The sequence below is a fragment of the Desulfovulcanus sp. genome, assembly GCF_982781345.1.
Genome location: NZ_CEYAEZ010000009.1, coordinates 18,569 through 34,801 on the forward strand (window position 1 = coordinate 18,569; position 16,233 = coordinate 34,801).

Sequence of the window (16,233 nt, forward strand, 5' to 3'; positions counted from 1 at the left end):
AAGTCTAACACGTTATTTTTTTTGTCTATTTCCATTTATGAAAATTATTAGTTTGAAATTTTATCATCCTGAACCCCAAAAAAAGAAAATGGCTGTTTGGCCAGTTTTTCTTCCCTTTGCCGGGTGCAGTAAAACCAGGTGTGTTTATTGCGCCCAGAATCTGCAAACCGGCGAGTTGGATCGTCTTGATTTCAAGAGCATTGGAGAAAAAATCGAGAACGAGCTCAATGACCGATTTGCCCAAAAAAAGGAAGCCATTGGCCTTGGGTTTTTTGGCGGGACATTTACTGGCCTGTCCAAAGAGAAAATGATTTATTTTTTATCATTGACAAAAAAGTTAAAAGACAAAGGGATAATTAGCCATATTCGCTGTTCAACCAGGCCGGATATGATTAGCCAAGATATTTTAAGCTTGCTAGGTGACTATGGAGTTGATTTGGTTGAGTTGGGTGTGCAAAGCTTTGATAATCAGGTATTGGAATTAAGCGGTCGGGGCTACTGTCGGGCAGATATAGTTGCGGCTTGCGAAATGATTTCGAGAGCGGGCCTGAGTCTGGGCATTCAACTTTTGCCGGGGCTGCCTGGACATACACTGAAGAGCTGGTTTGAAGATGTGCGTTTTTCTATAGAGATGCAACCGGAAGTTGTGCGCATCTATCCATGTCTGGTTCTCAAATCCACTCTTTTGGCCAGGTGGTGGGCCAAAGGTCAGTATCGACCGTGGAGCTTACCAGAGACTGTGTCTGCAATAGCTTTAAGTCTCCCGTTTTTTTGGCGGGCTAAAGTGCAGGTTATTCGTCTTGGTTTGACTCCGGAAAAAAGTCTGATGAAAAATATTTTGGCTGGCCCTTGGCATCCGGCCTTGGGAAATATGTGCAGAAGCATCGGTCTCAGACATCTATTATTGTATGAGTTGGCCAAGATTGGGTCCAGATTAAAACGGATATATGTTCCTAAAAAGTATTTAAGTGAATTTTGGGGTTATAAAGGTATAAATAAAAAGGTTTGGGCCAAACTTGGGATTCAAAAAAGTCAAGTTGAACCTTGGGAAAAGGATTATTTTCAAATTTTTGGTGTAAAAAGGGGATAACTTCACTAAAGGATTTTAGCATTCGGCATGTGCTGGTGTTTTAAAAGGTCGAGTGGTTGGCATGCGAGGAGAACTGAGGAACTGGAATGAAAGAAAGCGAATGGGTGCATTTCCTGCAGTGGGCGTTACCTCGATTGCGCATGCGTTGGGCAGGTTTCCGTAAAGTGCGTAAGCAAGTCTGCAAACGTATCCGGCGGCGTATAGAGGAATTGCAATTGGAAGGGGTTATTGCTTACCGGGCCTATCTGGAAAGTCACCCAGAGGAGTGGACAATACTGGAGGGGTTATGCCGCGTTACGATCACTCGCTTCTACCGCGACAAGATGACCTTTGCATTTTTGGAACAGGAGGTCTTGCCTGAGCTTGCCCGGGAAACGCTTGCTCGCGGCGAGGATACTTTACGGATGTGGAGTGCCGGTTGTGCTTCAGGTGAGGAGCCGTATACCCTGGCATTGATGTGGGAGTTAAGCCTCAGGCCGCTTTTCCCCGGACTTACCGTCCGGATCCTGGCTACGGACCTGGATGCAGTGTTGATTGAACGTGCTGCTCAGGCTTGTTATCAGGCCAGCAGCCTGAAGGAACTTCCTGATCCATGGCGGAACATCGCCTTTGTTCAAAAAAAAGGGATCTATTGTCTACGTCCGGAATACAAGGCCAACGTAAAATTTTTATGCCATGATGTGAGAACGAGGGTCCCGGGAGGTCCATTTCACCTGGTCCTGTGTCGCAATTTAGTGTTCACCTATTTTGATACCGGGTTACAGCTTGAGACATGGGAGCGAATATGGGACAGCATATATCCCGGGGGATGCCTGGTGCTTGGAAGCCATGAATCCCTGCCAGAGGGGGCCCATGGGTTTATGCTGTGGTCCAGGAGGTTCGGCATTTATATGAAATGTTGATAAACCATATTTGTAATATTTTATATAGCTTGTAGCCGAACCTTTTTATCAACTTAATTTCCATGGTTTATTCTAGTCTTGGTTTCTTTCATGCTGGAGCAAATGCCTGGACCCATCTATAGCTTGCTTGCGGGCAGAGCATAATGTGGTATTTGGGATAAACGAATTTTCTTTTTATTGTCGATAGTTATGGCATGCAGTACCAGATATTTAGCTTTGTCACCCCGATGCTCTGCTTATCCGCAAGCTTCGCCAAGAAGGCTTACCCAGCCCTTTGCAATGCATTCAAGAAACCAGGGTTTCTAATCTAGTAGTCAAAATGGGCTTTGGCCACAGACTCTATAAGGCAAATGCGGTCTTAATAGAATTTTATCGTTCACGAAAAATAGAATAATAAAGTAAACTTGTATAGGCCAAAATCGCCTTGACAACTTGTAGTAGCGCAAAGTATTTATAAATAAAGACATTCGGTGCCCATGGAAAGGGCTTAATAGGGAAGCCGGTGAAATTCCGGCACGGACCCGCCGCTGTGAGTGGGGACAAAACCCGCAATTAGCCACTGTGCCATATAAAAGTGATTACGAAATGGCGCGGGAAGGCGCGGGGAGTAGGTTGATCCACGAGTCAGAAGACCTGCCGAATGGTTCTAAGAAACTTGGTGGAGATGGTAAATCCCCAAGCTGATCAATATCGGCTTGGGGATTTTTTCGTTTTATTACATGCTCTTAAGTAAGGAGGGATAATATAGCTATGGAACGTACTCAGGTAGAATATGCAAAAGAGGGAACAGTCACACAGGTTATGGAAACTATTGCAGCAACAGAAGGCCTGTCCGTTGATTCGGTCCGTGAACGTATAGCCAAAGGCCAGATCGTGGTGCCGCTGAACAAGAACCGAAAGTCTAAGGTTGTTGGAATTGGCAGGGGGCTCTCAACCAAAATCAATGCCTCCATTGGTACCTCTACGGACATCGTAGATATCGACGCAGAAGTGCGCAAAGCCATTGCGGCTCAAGAAGCCGGGGCGGATACCTTGATGGAACTCTCAGTAGGCGGCGATTTGGATAAAATCCGTAGAGAAATACTTGCAGCCGTGGACATTCCTGTCGGAAATGTCCCTCTTTATCAGGCATTTTGTGAAGCGACCGCTAAATACGGTGATCCGAACCGGTTGGACGAGGAGATGCTTTTCGACCTTATCGAACGCCAATGCGAGGACGGCATAAGTTTCATGGCAATCCACTGTGGCATCAATCTTTATACGCTTGAACGACTGGAAAAACAAGGATACCGCTATGGCGGATTGGTGAGCAAGGGCGGCGCCTCCATGGTGGCGTGGATGAAAGCAAACAAGAAAGAAAATCCCCTCTATGAAAAGTTTGATCGCGTGGTGGGAATTCTTAAGAAATATGACGTGGTACTCTCTCTGGGTAATGGACTTCGTGCCGGTTCTATTGGCGATTCATTTGACCGGGCCATGATTCAGGAACTCTTGATCAATTGCGAACTGGCTGAAGAAGGGTTACGTATGGGATGTCAGATGATGGTGGAGGGCCCCGGCCATGTGCCCATGGACGAGATAGAAGCCAATATCATTTTGCAGAAACGCATGAGTAATTATGCCCCTTACTACATGCTTGGACCTCTACCAACCGATGTCGGTGCTGGTTACGATCACGTGGTAGCAGCCATTGGTGCAGCGCAGTCTGCTCGATTCGGTGCAGATTTGATCTGTTATATTACGCCTGCCGAACATTTGGCTCTCCCCAATGAACAGGATGTAATTGAGGGGGTTAAGGTGGCACGTGTGGCTGCCCACATAGGTGATTTGGGAAAACATCCCGAAAAGACACGTCAGCGAGATATTGCCATGAGCAAAGCGCGGCGAGACTCTGACTGGGAAGGACAGTTCAGAAATGCCCTCTTTCCAGAGGATGCGAAGAAGATTAGAGATGATCGTTCTCCTTCCTGTGATTCCAAAGTTTGTACCATGTGCGGAGAGTTCTGTGCCAACAAGGCCTCAGCGAAAATTTTTAAAGAGGTGCTTGAGAAAAGTCCAAAGGCATGATGCCTATGGAGTCTGTGGCCGAACCTTACCCAGAGGACAACTTTTCATAATTTTTTTATTTTTAATCAGGTAGTCAAAATGGGGTTTGGCCACAGACTCTATGGGACTTCAAAGGAGAGTAAAATTCGGGCAAGCGGTGATAATAGACTTGAAAACCACTAGAATATAAATATAGTTGAATATGTTGATTGTAAGCTTTAAAAAAAATAAAAAATGGATTATATTAGGATAGTGTCAATGAAAAAAGCAGTTGTTCTTTTCTCTGGAGGCCTTGATTCAACAACATGCCTGGCCATTGCAAAATCACAAGGGTTTGAGCTGTATGCCTTGAGTTTTTACTATCACCAACGGCATGATGTGGAAATCAAGGCAGCAAAAAGAGTAGCGGAAAGCATGGGGGTTAAACAGCATTTGGTGCTGGAGCTCCCATTGAATAAGATTGGTGGGTCTGCCCTAACCGACGATATTGATGTCCCCAAAGATCTAAATCCCGAGCAGACTACGGAGATCCCTATTACCTATGTTCCGGCCAGGAATACGATATTTCTTTCTTTTGCACTGGGCTGGGCAGAGGTGCTTGGTGCCGCTGATATTTTTATTGGTGTAAACGCTGTTGATTATTCAGGATATCCAGACTGCAGACCCGAATTTATCGAAGCCTTTGAGAAGATGGCCAACTTGGCTACAAAAGAGACCGTTACAGGGAAATTCAAGTTTCAGATCCACACTCCTCTTGTTAAATTGACCAAGGCCGAAATAATTAAAAAAGGATTGGAACTCGGAGTTGATTACTCGTTAACCCACTCCTGTTATGATCCTGACGAGCACGGTCTTGCCTGTGGTCGATGTGACAGTTGTTATCTAAGGAAGAAAGGGTTTGCCGAGGCAGGAGTCCCTGACCCGACATTATATAGCCTTAAAAAATAAGATGCCATATTTGGTCAAAGAAATATTTTACACTCTCCAGGGTGAAGGATATTATACTGGTCGTCCCGCAGTATTTTGCCGTTTTGCGGGATGTAATTTGTGGACGGGCCAAGAACAGGATCGGGAAAACGCTGTTTGTAAATTTTGTGACACAGATTTTGTTGGAACAAGTGGTCCTGGCGGAGGGAAATTTGATACCGCACACGAATTGGCGGATGTAATTAGCTCAAAATGGCCGTCTGCTAACACAAAGGCTAAACCATTTGTGGTCTGCACGGGGGGAGAACCTTGTCTGCAATTAGATGAGGAGCTTATTGAGTGCTTGCACAGGAAGGGCTTTAAAGTTGCCATTGAGACCAATGGGACACTGCCCTTGCCTGAAAACCTTGACTGGGTCTGCGTTAGTCCTAAGGCTGGCTCTCGGGTAGTCGTGAGAAAGGGAGACGAACTCAAACTTGTTTTCCCCCAGCAAGGCTTGCTCCCGCAAGATGTTGAAGAGTGGGACTTTAAACATTTTTATCTTCAACCCATGGATGGAGAAGATCTTGAACAAAACACCAGGCTGGCAATAAAGTATTGTTTGGATCATCCACAGTGGAAACTCAGTTTACAAACACATAAATTTCTTGGAATACCCTGAAATACTTTTAAGTTTTAAAGTTTGGGTGACCTTGGATGAGTCAAGGCTTAAAACATAACACTAACATATAAAACTGTAGACATAGCACATAGATGGAAATATTCGTCACATTTACCTTTGATGCCGCTCATAGACTGCCGAACGTGCCTGAAGGGCATAAGTGCAGTCGTCTGCACGGACATACATTTAGAGTGGAGGTCCATGTTTCTGGACCAGTTGATGAGCACCGCGGATGGGTTATCGACTTCGGTGACCTGAAAAAAATATGCAAACCCGTTATTGAGCAGTTGGATCATCACTATCTGAATGAAATACCAGGCCTTGAAAATCCAACATGCGAGGTCATAGCCAAATGGTTGTGGCAAAGGCTGATATCTGATCTCCCAAATCTTGCTAAGGTCATTGTCCAGGAAGGACCAAGCTCGGGCGCGGTGTATAAAGGAGAAACCGATAATCCCGGAGCCTTATCGTCATGACCTCCCTCCTCCTTAGCTGGCTAGATGTCGGTTCACTTACAAAAAAATGGGCGTTAAATCCCAATAAATAAGGAGAAAGGATCTTGCCAACCAGGATGAGGCTAACAGACATCAACTTGTTGGAAGTTCTTAGTTCGACAGATTCTGCTGAGTTTTTGAAGAAGTTTCGGGAACGCCGCGTGGCTAAAAAGGAAATCCTCTATTCACCGGAGGAGGAAGAAAATCTGGTATTTTTGGTAAAGTCTGGGAGGGTTAGAGTTTATCTGGCTTATGAGGACAAGGAGTTTACCCTGGCCATTCTAGAGGCAGGAGATATCTATTCTACACACACCAGAGCGTATACACAGGCCATGGAAGATACGACCATATTGGTTACGGATGTCCGCAACTTTCAAAAGAGTATAACCGAGATGCCTGCTTTTGCTCTGACTATGGTTAAAGTATTGGGAGACCTGCTGAAAAATTCAATTACGACAATTAATGGCCTGGTCTTTAAAGACACTAACTTAAGGCTGGTGGAATTTTTAGTCCAGGCTGCAAAAGACACAGGAATACCGGTAGAGCAGGGAATAAAACTGGAACTTGGCTTAACTACGGAAGAAATTGCTCTGGTGGTGGGAGCTACCCGTCAAACAGTTTCGGTTTTATTAAATGATCTGCGGAAGTCGGGCGTTATAGAAAGACTAAACCGTGGGACTATTTTGATCAAGGACTTTGAAAGGTTGCAGGAAATTGCTTCAGGGTTCTAAAGATCATCCAAGAGCTTCTCTGCTGAATAAATATCACAGGCTATTTGAAACAGGCTGTCCAATTTGGTTATGCTAAACATTTACCGGACATTTCTCTAGTTGCTCTGCACAAAAAGCAGGTCTTTCCATAGCTTGCAAGTTCTCTCTGAATCCTCAGGAAAAAGCAAGATCGGGGTTATCAACAAAAGCCAGTCCCCTCAAATTGAGAATACAATCCCAACCCCTGGTGCCAAAATTTTTTGTGACTCCATACTAATTTTTGTAGGGCGTATTTCTCTCAAATCTGCCCCGCAACTTGCGCCCTCTTTCTCTAAGCCCCCCCAAATAAGCGAGCTTTATCCCCAGATAATCTAGGCCTTATACCCTGGCATAAGCCACTGTCTTTGAGGAAGTTGGCCGCAAACAGCGGAATAAACTCAACCAGCCAAAGCAAAAAAAGTCCTTACTATCTCCCCTCAAGCGTAGCTTGTCTTTCAATCGCTATAAACCACACAGCTTAATGTCACAAAAAAGAGTCGTCAAATAGTTTTTTAGAAAACTGTCGGCTATCTGACAGAATTTTTTTTCACCCTTCACTAGTACTAAGAGCACAAACAGTTTGTAGCGTTCTGACTCTTTAGTATAAACTGATCTTATTTTTTCTCTGGCTAATCGTCAATAGCGTAACACCTATATTATGTTGTTGATAGCCGAAAGCTTTAGAATTTTCGTAACTAGCTTTGCTCTGAGGTTAAAGTCCTACTGGGTTTCTAAAGGAAGTCCGTCATCATCCTTAAAGGGGATGAGTGACTTATGTTTAGGCAAGTGCTGGCCAAATTTTTGTGGACTCCAGATTAATTTGCATAATTCGGCTTGCCAAGCCTCTAGGACTTATCCAGTCAGGCAAGATATTGGGTGCCCCTGGAAAATTTAGACAAAGATACACTTAGAAATACGTACACAATGTAAAGTTATACCCGGTGATGGAGGTGGGAAAAATGGATTCTGGTTTTCTGGTTAATGGCTCGTCCATGATGGCTTTCTTTGGTGTAATAGTTCTGCTTGCAGGGGAACTATTTGCACTGAAGCAGATGAAAAATCTGACCCGATTACTGGTTTTGTCCAGCATCGCTGAAGCCGGATATGTGCTGCTGGGTCTTGGGGTAGGCACCTATGAAGGTATCACAGGGGCTTTGCTGCATTTGGAATACCAGGTTGTAATGCGGGGGCTGGTCTTTTTGGCAGCGGCAACATTTATTGCCCGAGTTGGCTCTCGTAGTACTGAGAAGCTCAAAGGGATAGGCAGGAGTATGCCCGTTACAGCGACCATGTTTGCTTTCGGGGTGTTCGCAGTAATGGGTATCTCGCCATTTAAGGGTTCTATCAGTAAATTTCTGATTATTTATTCAGCTATTCAGAGCGGACATTTGGTTTTCGCCGCCCTCGCCTCCTTAGGCAGCATTATTGAAGCGGTCTATTTCCTTCTTGTGTTCCAAAAGCTTTGTTTTGAGAAGCCGGACCAGGTAGATGTTGGAGCTGAAAAGGTCAGGGAAGCATCGCCAGCCACAATGGCAGTTTTATGGTGCTTAAGCGGCCTGACCGCTTTGATGGGCCTGTTTCCTGAGCCTTTCATTCACAGTGCGGAACGTGCTGCCGCCCTGTTGTCAGGAACCGCAGATGCGCATTTGCCTGCCTTTGAATCACCCTGGTCCACTCTGGTTCTCCTTCCTTACGTTGGCGCGTTCGTAGTTTATCTTGTCGGACGTTTTTCGACAGGCTTGCGCAATGCGCTGGCGGTTACCATCGCCGGCATAACAGTATTCCTGACCTGGCAAGGTGGCGATTTTGACAGCCTGTCAAAACTCTTTGCCCTGATTATGGCCGGGGCCTGTTTTTTGGTCACTCTTTATTCGGTCGGCTATTTAAAGGGCAAGCCCCATACAAATCGTTACTTTTTCTTTTTGCTCTTAATGCTGGGCACCTTGTTGGGCCTGACCACCAGCAAAGAGCTGGGGAACTTATACGTCTTCTGGGAGTTGATGACCTGGGCTTCTTACCTCTTGGTTGTTCATGATCAGACGCCAAAAGCCCTGCGCGCCGGGTTTAAATATTTTATCATGTGTACTTCCGGGGCTTATGTAATGCATTTTGCGATTTTAACTCTGCAGATAAAGCTCGGAAGTTTCGATATGGGAACAATTTCGGCAAACTTGCAGTTGTTGTCTCCGAGTCTCATGTTAGCCGTGCTGATAATGTTTATCGTCGGCTTTGGCGTCAAGGCCGGCCTGGTGCCGATGCATAGCTGGCTGCCTGATGCTCATCCTGTAGCGCCCTCATCCATTTCGGCACCGATGTCAGGGATTTTAACCAAAGCTGGTATTTACGGTCTTGCACGTATTCTCTTTGTCGTCTTCGGAGTAAGTTTACTGGCCGGATTAGGAACTATCCAACAGCTTTCCAGTATCGGATTTATTGTGTCCATGCTTGGAGTCCTGACCCTCCTGTTCGGCGAGGTCATGGCTCTCCGGCAAACCGACATTAAAAAAATGCTGGCCTATTCCACCATGGCCCAAGTGGGAGAGATAGTAATTACCTTGGGAATAGGCACCTACCTGAGTCTTGTTGGTTCTCTTTATCATGTCCTGAACCATGCTATCATGAAAAACCTCCTCTTCCTGGCCGTGGGAGCATTGATCTTCCGTTTGAAGAGTCAGGAAATAGCTAAATTCAAAGGCATCGGCCGGGAAATGCCTGTCACGGCTCTCTGTTTTAGTATCGGTATCTTGGCAATTATGGGGTTGCCGCCTTTTAACGGTTTCATCAGTAAATTTCTAATGCTTTATGCCTGTGTGCAGGCAGGTCAAACGGCATTGGCGGGTTTAATCCTTCTGGGCAGTATTATTGGCGGTTTTTATTATCTGAAGTTGGTTAGAATTATCTTTTTTGAAAAGTATGAGGGCCCTCCGCTCAAGGAAGCTCCAATCACTATGTTGATTCCAATTGGAATACTGTCTGCTCTGGCCGTATTTAATGGTTTGTATCCGCAAGCTGGCATGGCTTTGGTTAAGCCGGTGGCTGATTTGGTTGCAGCCAAAGGACACGTGGCTGTGGCTGCTATCCCCAATGTTTCCATTGTATGGCCCATGGTTGTGTTGATTCCGATGGCTGGTGCTCTGGTTGTTTACGTCTTGGGAAGACGTTCGGTTGTTGCTAGCGGCTGGTTGGCAGTTGTGACAATGGCCGCAACTTTAATAGCAATATTTACCGCCTCTTCCTCTCTAGATGTTTTTTCCTGGAGTTTTGCCCTACTTATCGCCTTTATTGGGATTTTAAATCTACTCTACTCGCAGGGCTATATGGCTCATGGGCATGCTCAAGGTCGCTTTTACATGTTTTTTGTTTTGATGATTGGCGGTCTTCTGGGCGTGGCTGTAAGCAAAGATCTCTTCAATTTCTTTGTTTTCTGGGAAATCATGAGCAGCTGGACCCTATACTTTGTGATTATTCATGAGGAAACCAAGGATGCATTACGAGAAGGTTTTAAGTACTTTATTTTCAATTATGTAGGCGCCAGCCTGATGTTTTTAGGACTTATTGTCTTAACTGCTAATGCCGGTACCTTTGAGATGAGTGAACTGGCCGGAAGGTTAAATGAATTGCCGACAAATCTAGTGGCCCTTGGCTTGATCCTGATGTTGATCGGCTTTGCAATGAAAGCAGCCATGCTGCCCTTCCGTATAGACTATCAGATGCATCCGGCACCTGCACCAACACCGGTCAGTGGTTACATTTCTTCTGTACTTTTAAAGAGTGCCCCTTTTGGAATGGCAAAACTATTTTATGTTTTTGGTGGCGTTGCTCTTATAAGCAAATTCGGTCTGGCAGGGAAAATGCCCAGCCTGATGTATACAGCTGCCTGGATAGGCGGTTTTACTACCTTAATGGCAGCTGCACTGGCCCTAGTGCAGAGTGGCATGAAACGCATGCTCATTTATAGTACAGTGAGTCAGATAGGTTATATCATCTTAGGTATCAGCCTGGGATCTTCTTTGGGAGTGGCTGGAGGTTTGTTGCATTTTGTTAACCATATGTTGTTTAAAAATCTGCTTTTTTTGGTTGCCGGAGCCATTATGGTGAAGACCGGCATTGAAAACCTGGATAGATTGGGAGGAATCGGCAGAAAAATGCCGGTAACTCTCGCTGTCTTTGCAATTGGAGCATTTTCTATTGCCGGTATCCCGCCGTTCAATGGATTTACCTCTAAATGGATTATCTATCAGGCTGCCATGGAAAAAGGATATGTCTTTCTGGCCTTGTTCTCCTTGGTAGCCAGTGTTCTGACCCTGGCATATTTTGTAAAGTTTTTACACTCTGCATTTTTCGGACAATTATCCAAAGAGCTAGAGAATGTAACTGAAGCTCCTAAGAGTATGCTTATCCCCATGCTGGCTTTAGCGGTCTTGTGCATTGTTTCGGGGATTTTCCCTGGATTAATACTAAAGCCCATTGCCGAAATTGAAACCTGGTTGGGTCTCACACCAGTTCCGGTTTCACTTTTCGGGGTCAATTCAGGCCTGGGGGCCTGGAACGCCGGTGTAATCGGTGGGTTATTGGGACTAGCCTTTATTGCGGGGGTCAGTGTCTATTTTATGGGCAACAGGAGAATTCGTTACACAAAAATTTATACCTGCGGCGTAACAGATCTAACGCCTGAAGAGGTGCATGTTAATGCGCAGAACCTTTATGAACCGACAAAAAACCTGGTAAAACAATGCACTAAAGTGCTGTGCCAGATCGTCGGCTTAGGTAAGGGGGCATAACTATGACTGACATTTTTCAACCGATCTTTGTCTTGTTGATATTCCCTGGCGGCTTGTTCGCTCTAACCTTTGGACTGTTTCTGAAGGGGCTTGACCGTAAAATCGCTGCTCGATTGCAGAGGCGGGTTGGCCCCCCTGTTTATCAGCCCTTTATTGACCTGGTTAAACTAACCAAAAAGGAAATGGTTGTCCCAGAGACCGCACACCTGGGTGGTTTTAGACTAGCGCCGTTGTTGGGGTTCGCAGGGATGATGGCGGCTGTGACCTTGATACCTATTGCTGGAGTATACCAGGGCTTTGAACATTTGGGAGATTCACTGGTTTTGCTTTATTTGCTGGCTTTACCAGCATTAGCTTTAATGGTCGCTGGTTCCGCTTCCAGTTCACCCTTTGGTGCCATAGGCTTTTCCAGGGAAATGGTCATGATGATTTCGTACGAGTTGCCGTTACTGATAGTGTTGGTGACGGTTGCTTTGAAGGTCGGATTGGCAACTGGTGAGGTGGCCACCTTCTCTTTGCACAAAATTGTCCAGTTTCAGCTTCAAAACGGCCCTTTTCTTTTTGATTACACCATGTTGCCGGCGCTGGTGGCTTTTTTGATCTTTATTCCTGGTAATATGGGGGTATTGCCCTTTGATATTCCCGAGGCCGAGTCTGAAATAGTCGAGGGGCCTATTCTGGAATATTCCGGTTCAGGTCTGGCCTTATTTAATCTAGTGACCTCCCTCAAAATGGTTGTGGTATTGGGTTTAGGCGTAGCCCTCTTTTTCCCGACCCCCTTGAGTGAAAGTTTCTTGCTTAATCTAATATGGTTTTCTCTGAAGTGTTTTGTCCTAATGATAATTTCCATTACTCTTGTTCGTACAACCACCGGAAGGCTACGAATCGATCAGGCATTTAAGTTCTATCTTAGGTGGCCAACCGTACTAGCTTTGGTCAGCTTGGTTTTAACGCTGTTACACCGATAACGGGGATGAACTATTATGAAAAATTTACTGCAAAAAATTGTCGGGAGATCACCGTGGCTGTACCGGATCAATGCCGGGTCCTGTAATGGCTGTGATGTGGAACTGGCAACTACAGCCTGTATCCCTCGTTTTGATGTTGAGCGTCTGGGCTGCAAATATTGTGGAAGCCCAAAACATGCGGACATCGTTCTGATTACTGGCCCACTTACTGTTCGAGTGAAGGAAAAAGTTCTGCGTCTTTATGATGAAATACCTGATCCTAAAGTAACAGTAGCTATTGGAGTCTGCCCCATCTCTGCCGGGGTGTTTAGAGACAGTTATGCTATTGCTGGGCCTATTGATAGTTTTATTCCGGTAGATGTAAATGTGCCGGGCTGTCCCCCCAGGCCACAGGCCATTATTGACGGGATAGTTGAAGCCATCAAAATCTGGGAAACCAGAATGTAAAGGAGGATTTCCCCATGTCTTCATTTTTAAAGGTAGTGCTTCGTAATTTGCTCAAAGGCCCGTCTACAGACCCTTATCCTTTTGGTGAAACTTTTATCCCCAAGGGATTGAGAGGTAAAATCAAATATAATGCCAAGGCCTGTATCGCGTGTGGAATGTGTGAGCACGTTTGTGCTGGTGGAGCAATACAAATCAAGGAAACAGCAGACAAAAGCGGCTTGGAGTTCATAGTCTGGCACAATACATGCGCATTTTGCGGTCTCTGCGAATATTACTGTCCCACCAAGGCCATTCGCTTAACTGAAGATTTCCATACTGCTCACAGTCAGGAAGACAAATATAGATATGTGGAAAAAGGATTTATTAAATATGTCACTTGTACCCGGTGCGCGACACCTATGGTCCCCATAGCTCCAGAGTTAATGACTCAAGCATTTGGCAAGGTTAACAAGGACATTGAGAAATTAAGACATTTATGCCCGAAATGTCGTCAAAAACAATCGCTGCGGTAAGGCAGAGGAGGGAGAATGGTGGAGCGAAGAATTCAAGAGGACTTTGCAAGAGAATTGACCCAGGCAGTGGGCGAAGGATTCAGTCTGCGCTGGGAAACTGACTCTAAAGGGGTTGTTACTGGCTGGTGCAGGTTAGATGAGCACAACCAAATCACCAATGTTGCCCTGATTGTATCAAAATTGGGCGGCCGGGTAATCACCATCTCTGCTTATAAAGCTAAGAATGCCCAACAGGAGGCAGTTCACGAAATAGCATATCATTTTGACCTCGATGGCTGTACTTGCACTGTTACTATAGAAATACCTGCTAATGGTTGTAAGGTAAACTCTATTACTCCAATTTTAAAAAGTGCCGACTGGGCAGAACGAGAACTGCAGGAATTGTATGATATCAAACTACTGGGTCATCCAAATCCAAAGAGATTGTTCCTTGATAGAAATATTGATGAAGGAATAATGGACAAATTAATCCCTTTATCAGTAGCCATGAATGGAGCTACTACTAAAACATTATGGGAAAAGATCTTTGCCGGCACTTCAAAGGAGGTGAATAGTTAAATGAGCACTTATACAGTCCCTGTCGGTCCGCTTCACGTCGCGCTAGAAGAGCCGATGTATTTCCAGGTACAAGTTGAAGGAGAGACTATAGTTGCTCTGGATATAACGGCTGGTCATGTGCATCGCGGTATGGAATTATTGGCAATGAAACGAAATTTTTACCAGAATATAACTTTAACAGAGCGAGTTTGCTCTCTATGCTCCAATAGTCATCCCTGTACTTATTGCATGGCCCTGGAGAAGATTGCCGGAATTCAGGTCCCGGAACGAGGCGAATATCTAAGGGTTATTGCTGATGAAATAAAAAGGATAGGGTCCAATTTGTTCAACGCCGGTATACTAGCTCATATCATTGGTTTTGATTCCCTGTTTATGCATGCAATGGAGATACGCGAGATAGTTCAGGATATCAAGGAGACTATCTACGGCAATCGGATGAACCTGGCTATCAATTGTATTGGTGGCGTACGATATGACCTATCTGATGAAAAGATTAAATATATAACGAAGCAGTTAGAGAATCTTAAAAAATCATTAGATGAACTATACGGTATATATACGAAGAATAAGTTTGTTCGGGCTCGAACTGAAGGAGTAGGAGTTCTACCCAAAGAAGCTGCCATTCAATATGGTGTGGTTGGCCCTGTGGCAAGGGGGTCCGGCATAGATTATGATGTGCGGAAAAAAAGCCCTTATGCTGCTTATGATAGGTTAAAGTTTGATGTTCCTGTAGAAAATGGTTGTGATGTTAGAGCAAGAGTAATTGTAAGATTGCGTGAAATCTTCGAGGCTATCAAGATTATCGAACAATGCCTAAAGGAACTGCCTGACGGCTCAATTTGTATTGATTATTTGCCAGAGATTCCCGCCGGTGAAGCTGTCGCAAAGTCAGAGGCTCCGCGAGGAGAATTGATCTATTATCTCCGCACCAATGGAACTGATACTCCTGAGCGTCTTAAGTGGCGTGTACCAACTTATGTAAATTGGGAAGCGCTACATGTAATGATGCCTGGGAATAAAGTTTCTGATATCCCACTTATTGTTAATAGTATTGATCCCTGTATCTCGTGCACCGAAAGATAATACTTAAATTTCGGAGATGTTGCCCAGTTAATTTTTAAATTATCTTGGATCTATCCAGTCATTTATTAAAAGGACAGGTTATGTATTATGCATGAGATGGCAATAGTAGATAATTTATTTAAGATTATCAATGTTAAAATAAAAGAGCACCAGATTCAAAAGATCTTAAAAGTAAAACTAAAAGTAGGCGAGATGACAGCAGTAGAAGATATAACTTTGACAAAATGTTTTGAAGTTTATGCGCAAGATACTGTTGTTGAGGGAGCAGAATTAATTATTGAACGAGTTCCGCTGCAGGGAAAGTGTCTAGATTGCACCAATGTCTTCCGTGTATATAATTATAAATTTCAATGTCCTAAATGTGAAAGTAGATCGGTTGAAATCATCGCAGGAAGGGAATTGTACATTGAAAATTTGGAAGTAGAACAATAAAAAGGAGGTGAATATCATTGGAAAGAATTAAAGAAAATTACTTTATTTATGCTGATCCAACAAAGTGTCTAGGTTGTAAAAGTTGTGAATTAGCTTGTGCTGTTGCTCATGCTGATTCTGACTTACTGACTGCAGTCGCTCAGAGGTTACGATTACAGCCAAGAAACTCAGTTGTTCAATCTAATAACCTGATCATGCCTATTCAATGTAGACAATGTGAAGATGCTCCTTGTGCTCTCGCCTGTCCTACAGGGGCAATATACCAGGAAGAGGGAATGGTTAAAATAAATGAGAAGAGTTGTGTTGGTTGCAAGGTTTGCGTCATGGTATGTCCTTTCGGGGCGATTACAGTAACTACAGATGAAGACGAAAATGAGAGCAGTCGAACTAAAAAAGGCAAAGCAAGAAAATGTGATCTTTGTTACAGCAGAATGAAGGATAACAAAGAGCTGTCTTGTGCCTGTGTTGAAGCGTGTCCTACCAAGGCAATAATGTTGGTAGATATTGAAAGTTATCGCAAAAAACTCCTTGAGGCTAGAGCAAAGGAAGCTGTGCAAGCCTACAAACACATATGAGGAGGAAG

At 44.5% G+C, this 16,233-nt stretch carries 15 protein-coding genes and 1 riboswitch; all 15 genes read left to right on the forward strand.

Features of this window, described 5'->3' with window-relative positions; all coding sequences use genetic code 11:
* The first annotated feature begins 37 nt into the window (after nt 1-37).
* The 15 genes from AC3WVG_RS02605 to AC3WVG_RS02675 all read left to right on the forward strand — a co-directional run bounded on the left by AC3WVG_RS02605 (nt 38) and on the right by AC3WVG_RS02675 (nt 16,225).
* A complete protein-coding gene (locus AC3WVG_RS02605; RefSeq protein WP_488796623.1) occupies nt 38-1,090 on the forward strand; it encodes an elongator complex protein 3 in 1,053 nt (350 codons plus the stop codon).
* A gap of 86 nt (nt 1,091-1,176) precedes the next feature.
* Entirely contained in the window at nt 1,177-1,992 is an 816-nt protein-coding gene (locus AC3WVG_RS02610) for a CheR family methyltransferase (RefSeq protein WP_488796624.1), read from the forward strand.
* Between the two features lie 451 nt (nt 1,993-2,443).
* A riboswitch (cobalamin riboswitch) is annotated at nt 2,444-2,647 on the forward strand.
* Nucleotides 2,648-2,742: 95 nt separating this feature from the next.
* Nucleotides 2,743-4,059, forward strand: coding sequence for a phosphomethylpyrimidine synthase ThiC (gene thiC / locus AC3WVG_RS02615; protein WP_488796625.1), 1,317 nt, complete (start codon nt 2,743-2,745; stop codon nt 4,057-4,059).
* A gap of 237 nt (nt 4,060-4,296) precedes the next feature.
* Nucleotides 4,297-4,986 (forward strand): 7-cyano-7-deazaguanine synthase QueC, encoded by a 690-nt coding sequence (queC, locus tag AC3WVG_RS02620; RefSeq protein ID WP_488796626.1) that lies wholly within the window; start codon nt 4,297-4,299, stop codon nt 4,984-4,986.
* Between the two features lies 1 nt (nt 4,987).
* Complete coding sequence (gene queE, locus AC3WVG_RS02625; RefSeq protein ID WP_488796627.1) at nt 4,988-5,626, forward strand: 7-carboxy-7-deazaguanine synthase; 639 nt, start codon at nt 4,988-4,990, stop codon at nt 5,624-5,626.
* A gap of 92 nt (nt 5,627-5,718) precedes the next feature.
* Complete coding sequence (gene queD, locus AC3WVG_RS02630; RefSeq protein ID WP_488796628.1) at nt 5,719-6,102, forward strand: 6-carboxytetrahydropterin synthase QueD; 384 nt, start codon at nt 5,719-5,721, stop codon at nt 6,100-6,102.
* Nucleotides 6,103-6,185: 83 nt separating this feature from the next.
* Nucleotides 6,186-6,851, forward strand: a complete 666-nt coding sequence (locus AC3WVG_RS02635; protein ID WP_488796629.1) for a Crp/Fnr family transcriptional regulator — start codon at nt 6,186-6,188, stop codon at nt 6,849-6,851.
* A 977-nt stretch (nt 6,852-7,828) separates the two neighbouring features.
* Nucleotides 7,829-11,650, forward strand: a complete 3,822-nt coding sequence (locus AC3WVG_RS02640; RefSeq protein WP_488796630.1) for a proton-conducting transporter transmembrane domain-containing protein — start codon at nt 7,829-7,831, stop codon at nt 11,648-11,650.
* 2 nt (nt 11,651-11,652) lie between these two features.
* Nucleotides 11,653-12,618 (forward strand): respiratory chain complex I subunit 1 family protein, encoded by a 966-nt coding sequence (locus AC3WVG_RS02645; RefSeq protein WP_488796631.1) that lies wholly within the window; start codon nt 11,653-11,655, stop codon nt 12,616-12,618.
* 15 nt (nt 12,619-12,633) lie between these two features.
* A complete protein-coding gene (locus tag AC3WVG_RS02650; RefSeq protein ID WP_488796632.1) occupies nt 12,634-13,065 on the forward strand; it encodes an NADH-quinone oxidoreductase subunit B family protein in 432 nt (143 codons plus the stop codon).
* 14 nt (nt 13,066-13,079) lie between these two features.
* Nucleotides 13,080-13,577: a 4Fe-4S dicluster domain-containing protein gene (locus AC3WVG_RS02655; RefSeq protein ID WP_488796633.1), complete on the forward strand. Its 498-nt coding sequence runs from the start codon at nt 13,080-13,082 to the stop codon at nt 13,575-13,577.
* Nucleotides 13,578-13,592: 15 nt separating this feature from the next.
* The gene (locus tag AC3WVG_RS02660; RefSeq protein WP_488796634.1) at nt 13,593-14,135 is read left to right on the forward strand and encodes an NADH-quinone oxidoreductase subunit C; all 543 of its coding nucleotides are present in this window, start codon (nt 13,593-13,595) and stop codon (nt 14,133-14,135) included.
* Nucleotides 14,136-15,218 (forward strand): hydrogenase large subunit, encoded by a 1,083-nt coding sequence (locus tag AC3WVG_RS02665; protein ID WP_488796635.1) that lies wholly within the window; start codon nt 14,136-14,138, stop codon nt 15,216-15,218. It abuts the gene before it with no gap.
* An 87-nt stretch (nt 15,219-15,305) separates the two neighbouring features.
* A complete protein-coding gene (gene hypA / locus AC3WVG_RS02670) occupies nt 15,306-15,650 on the forward strand; it encodes a hydrogenase maturation nickel metallochaperone HypA (protein WP_488796636.1) in 345 nt (114 codons plus the stop codon).
* A 17-nt stretch (nt 15,651-15,667) separates the two neighbouring features.
* Nucleotides 15,668-16,225 (forward strand): 4Fe-4S dicluster domain-containing protein, encoded by a 558-nt coding sequence (locus tag AC3WVG_RS02675; protein ID WP_488796637.1) that lies wholly within the window; start codon nt 15,668-15,670, stop codon nt 16,223-16,225.
* The last annotated feature ends 8 nt before the right edge of the window (nt 16,226-16,233 follow it).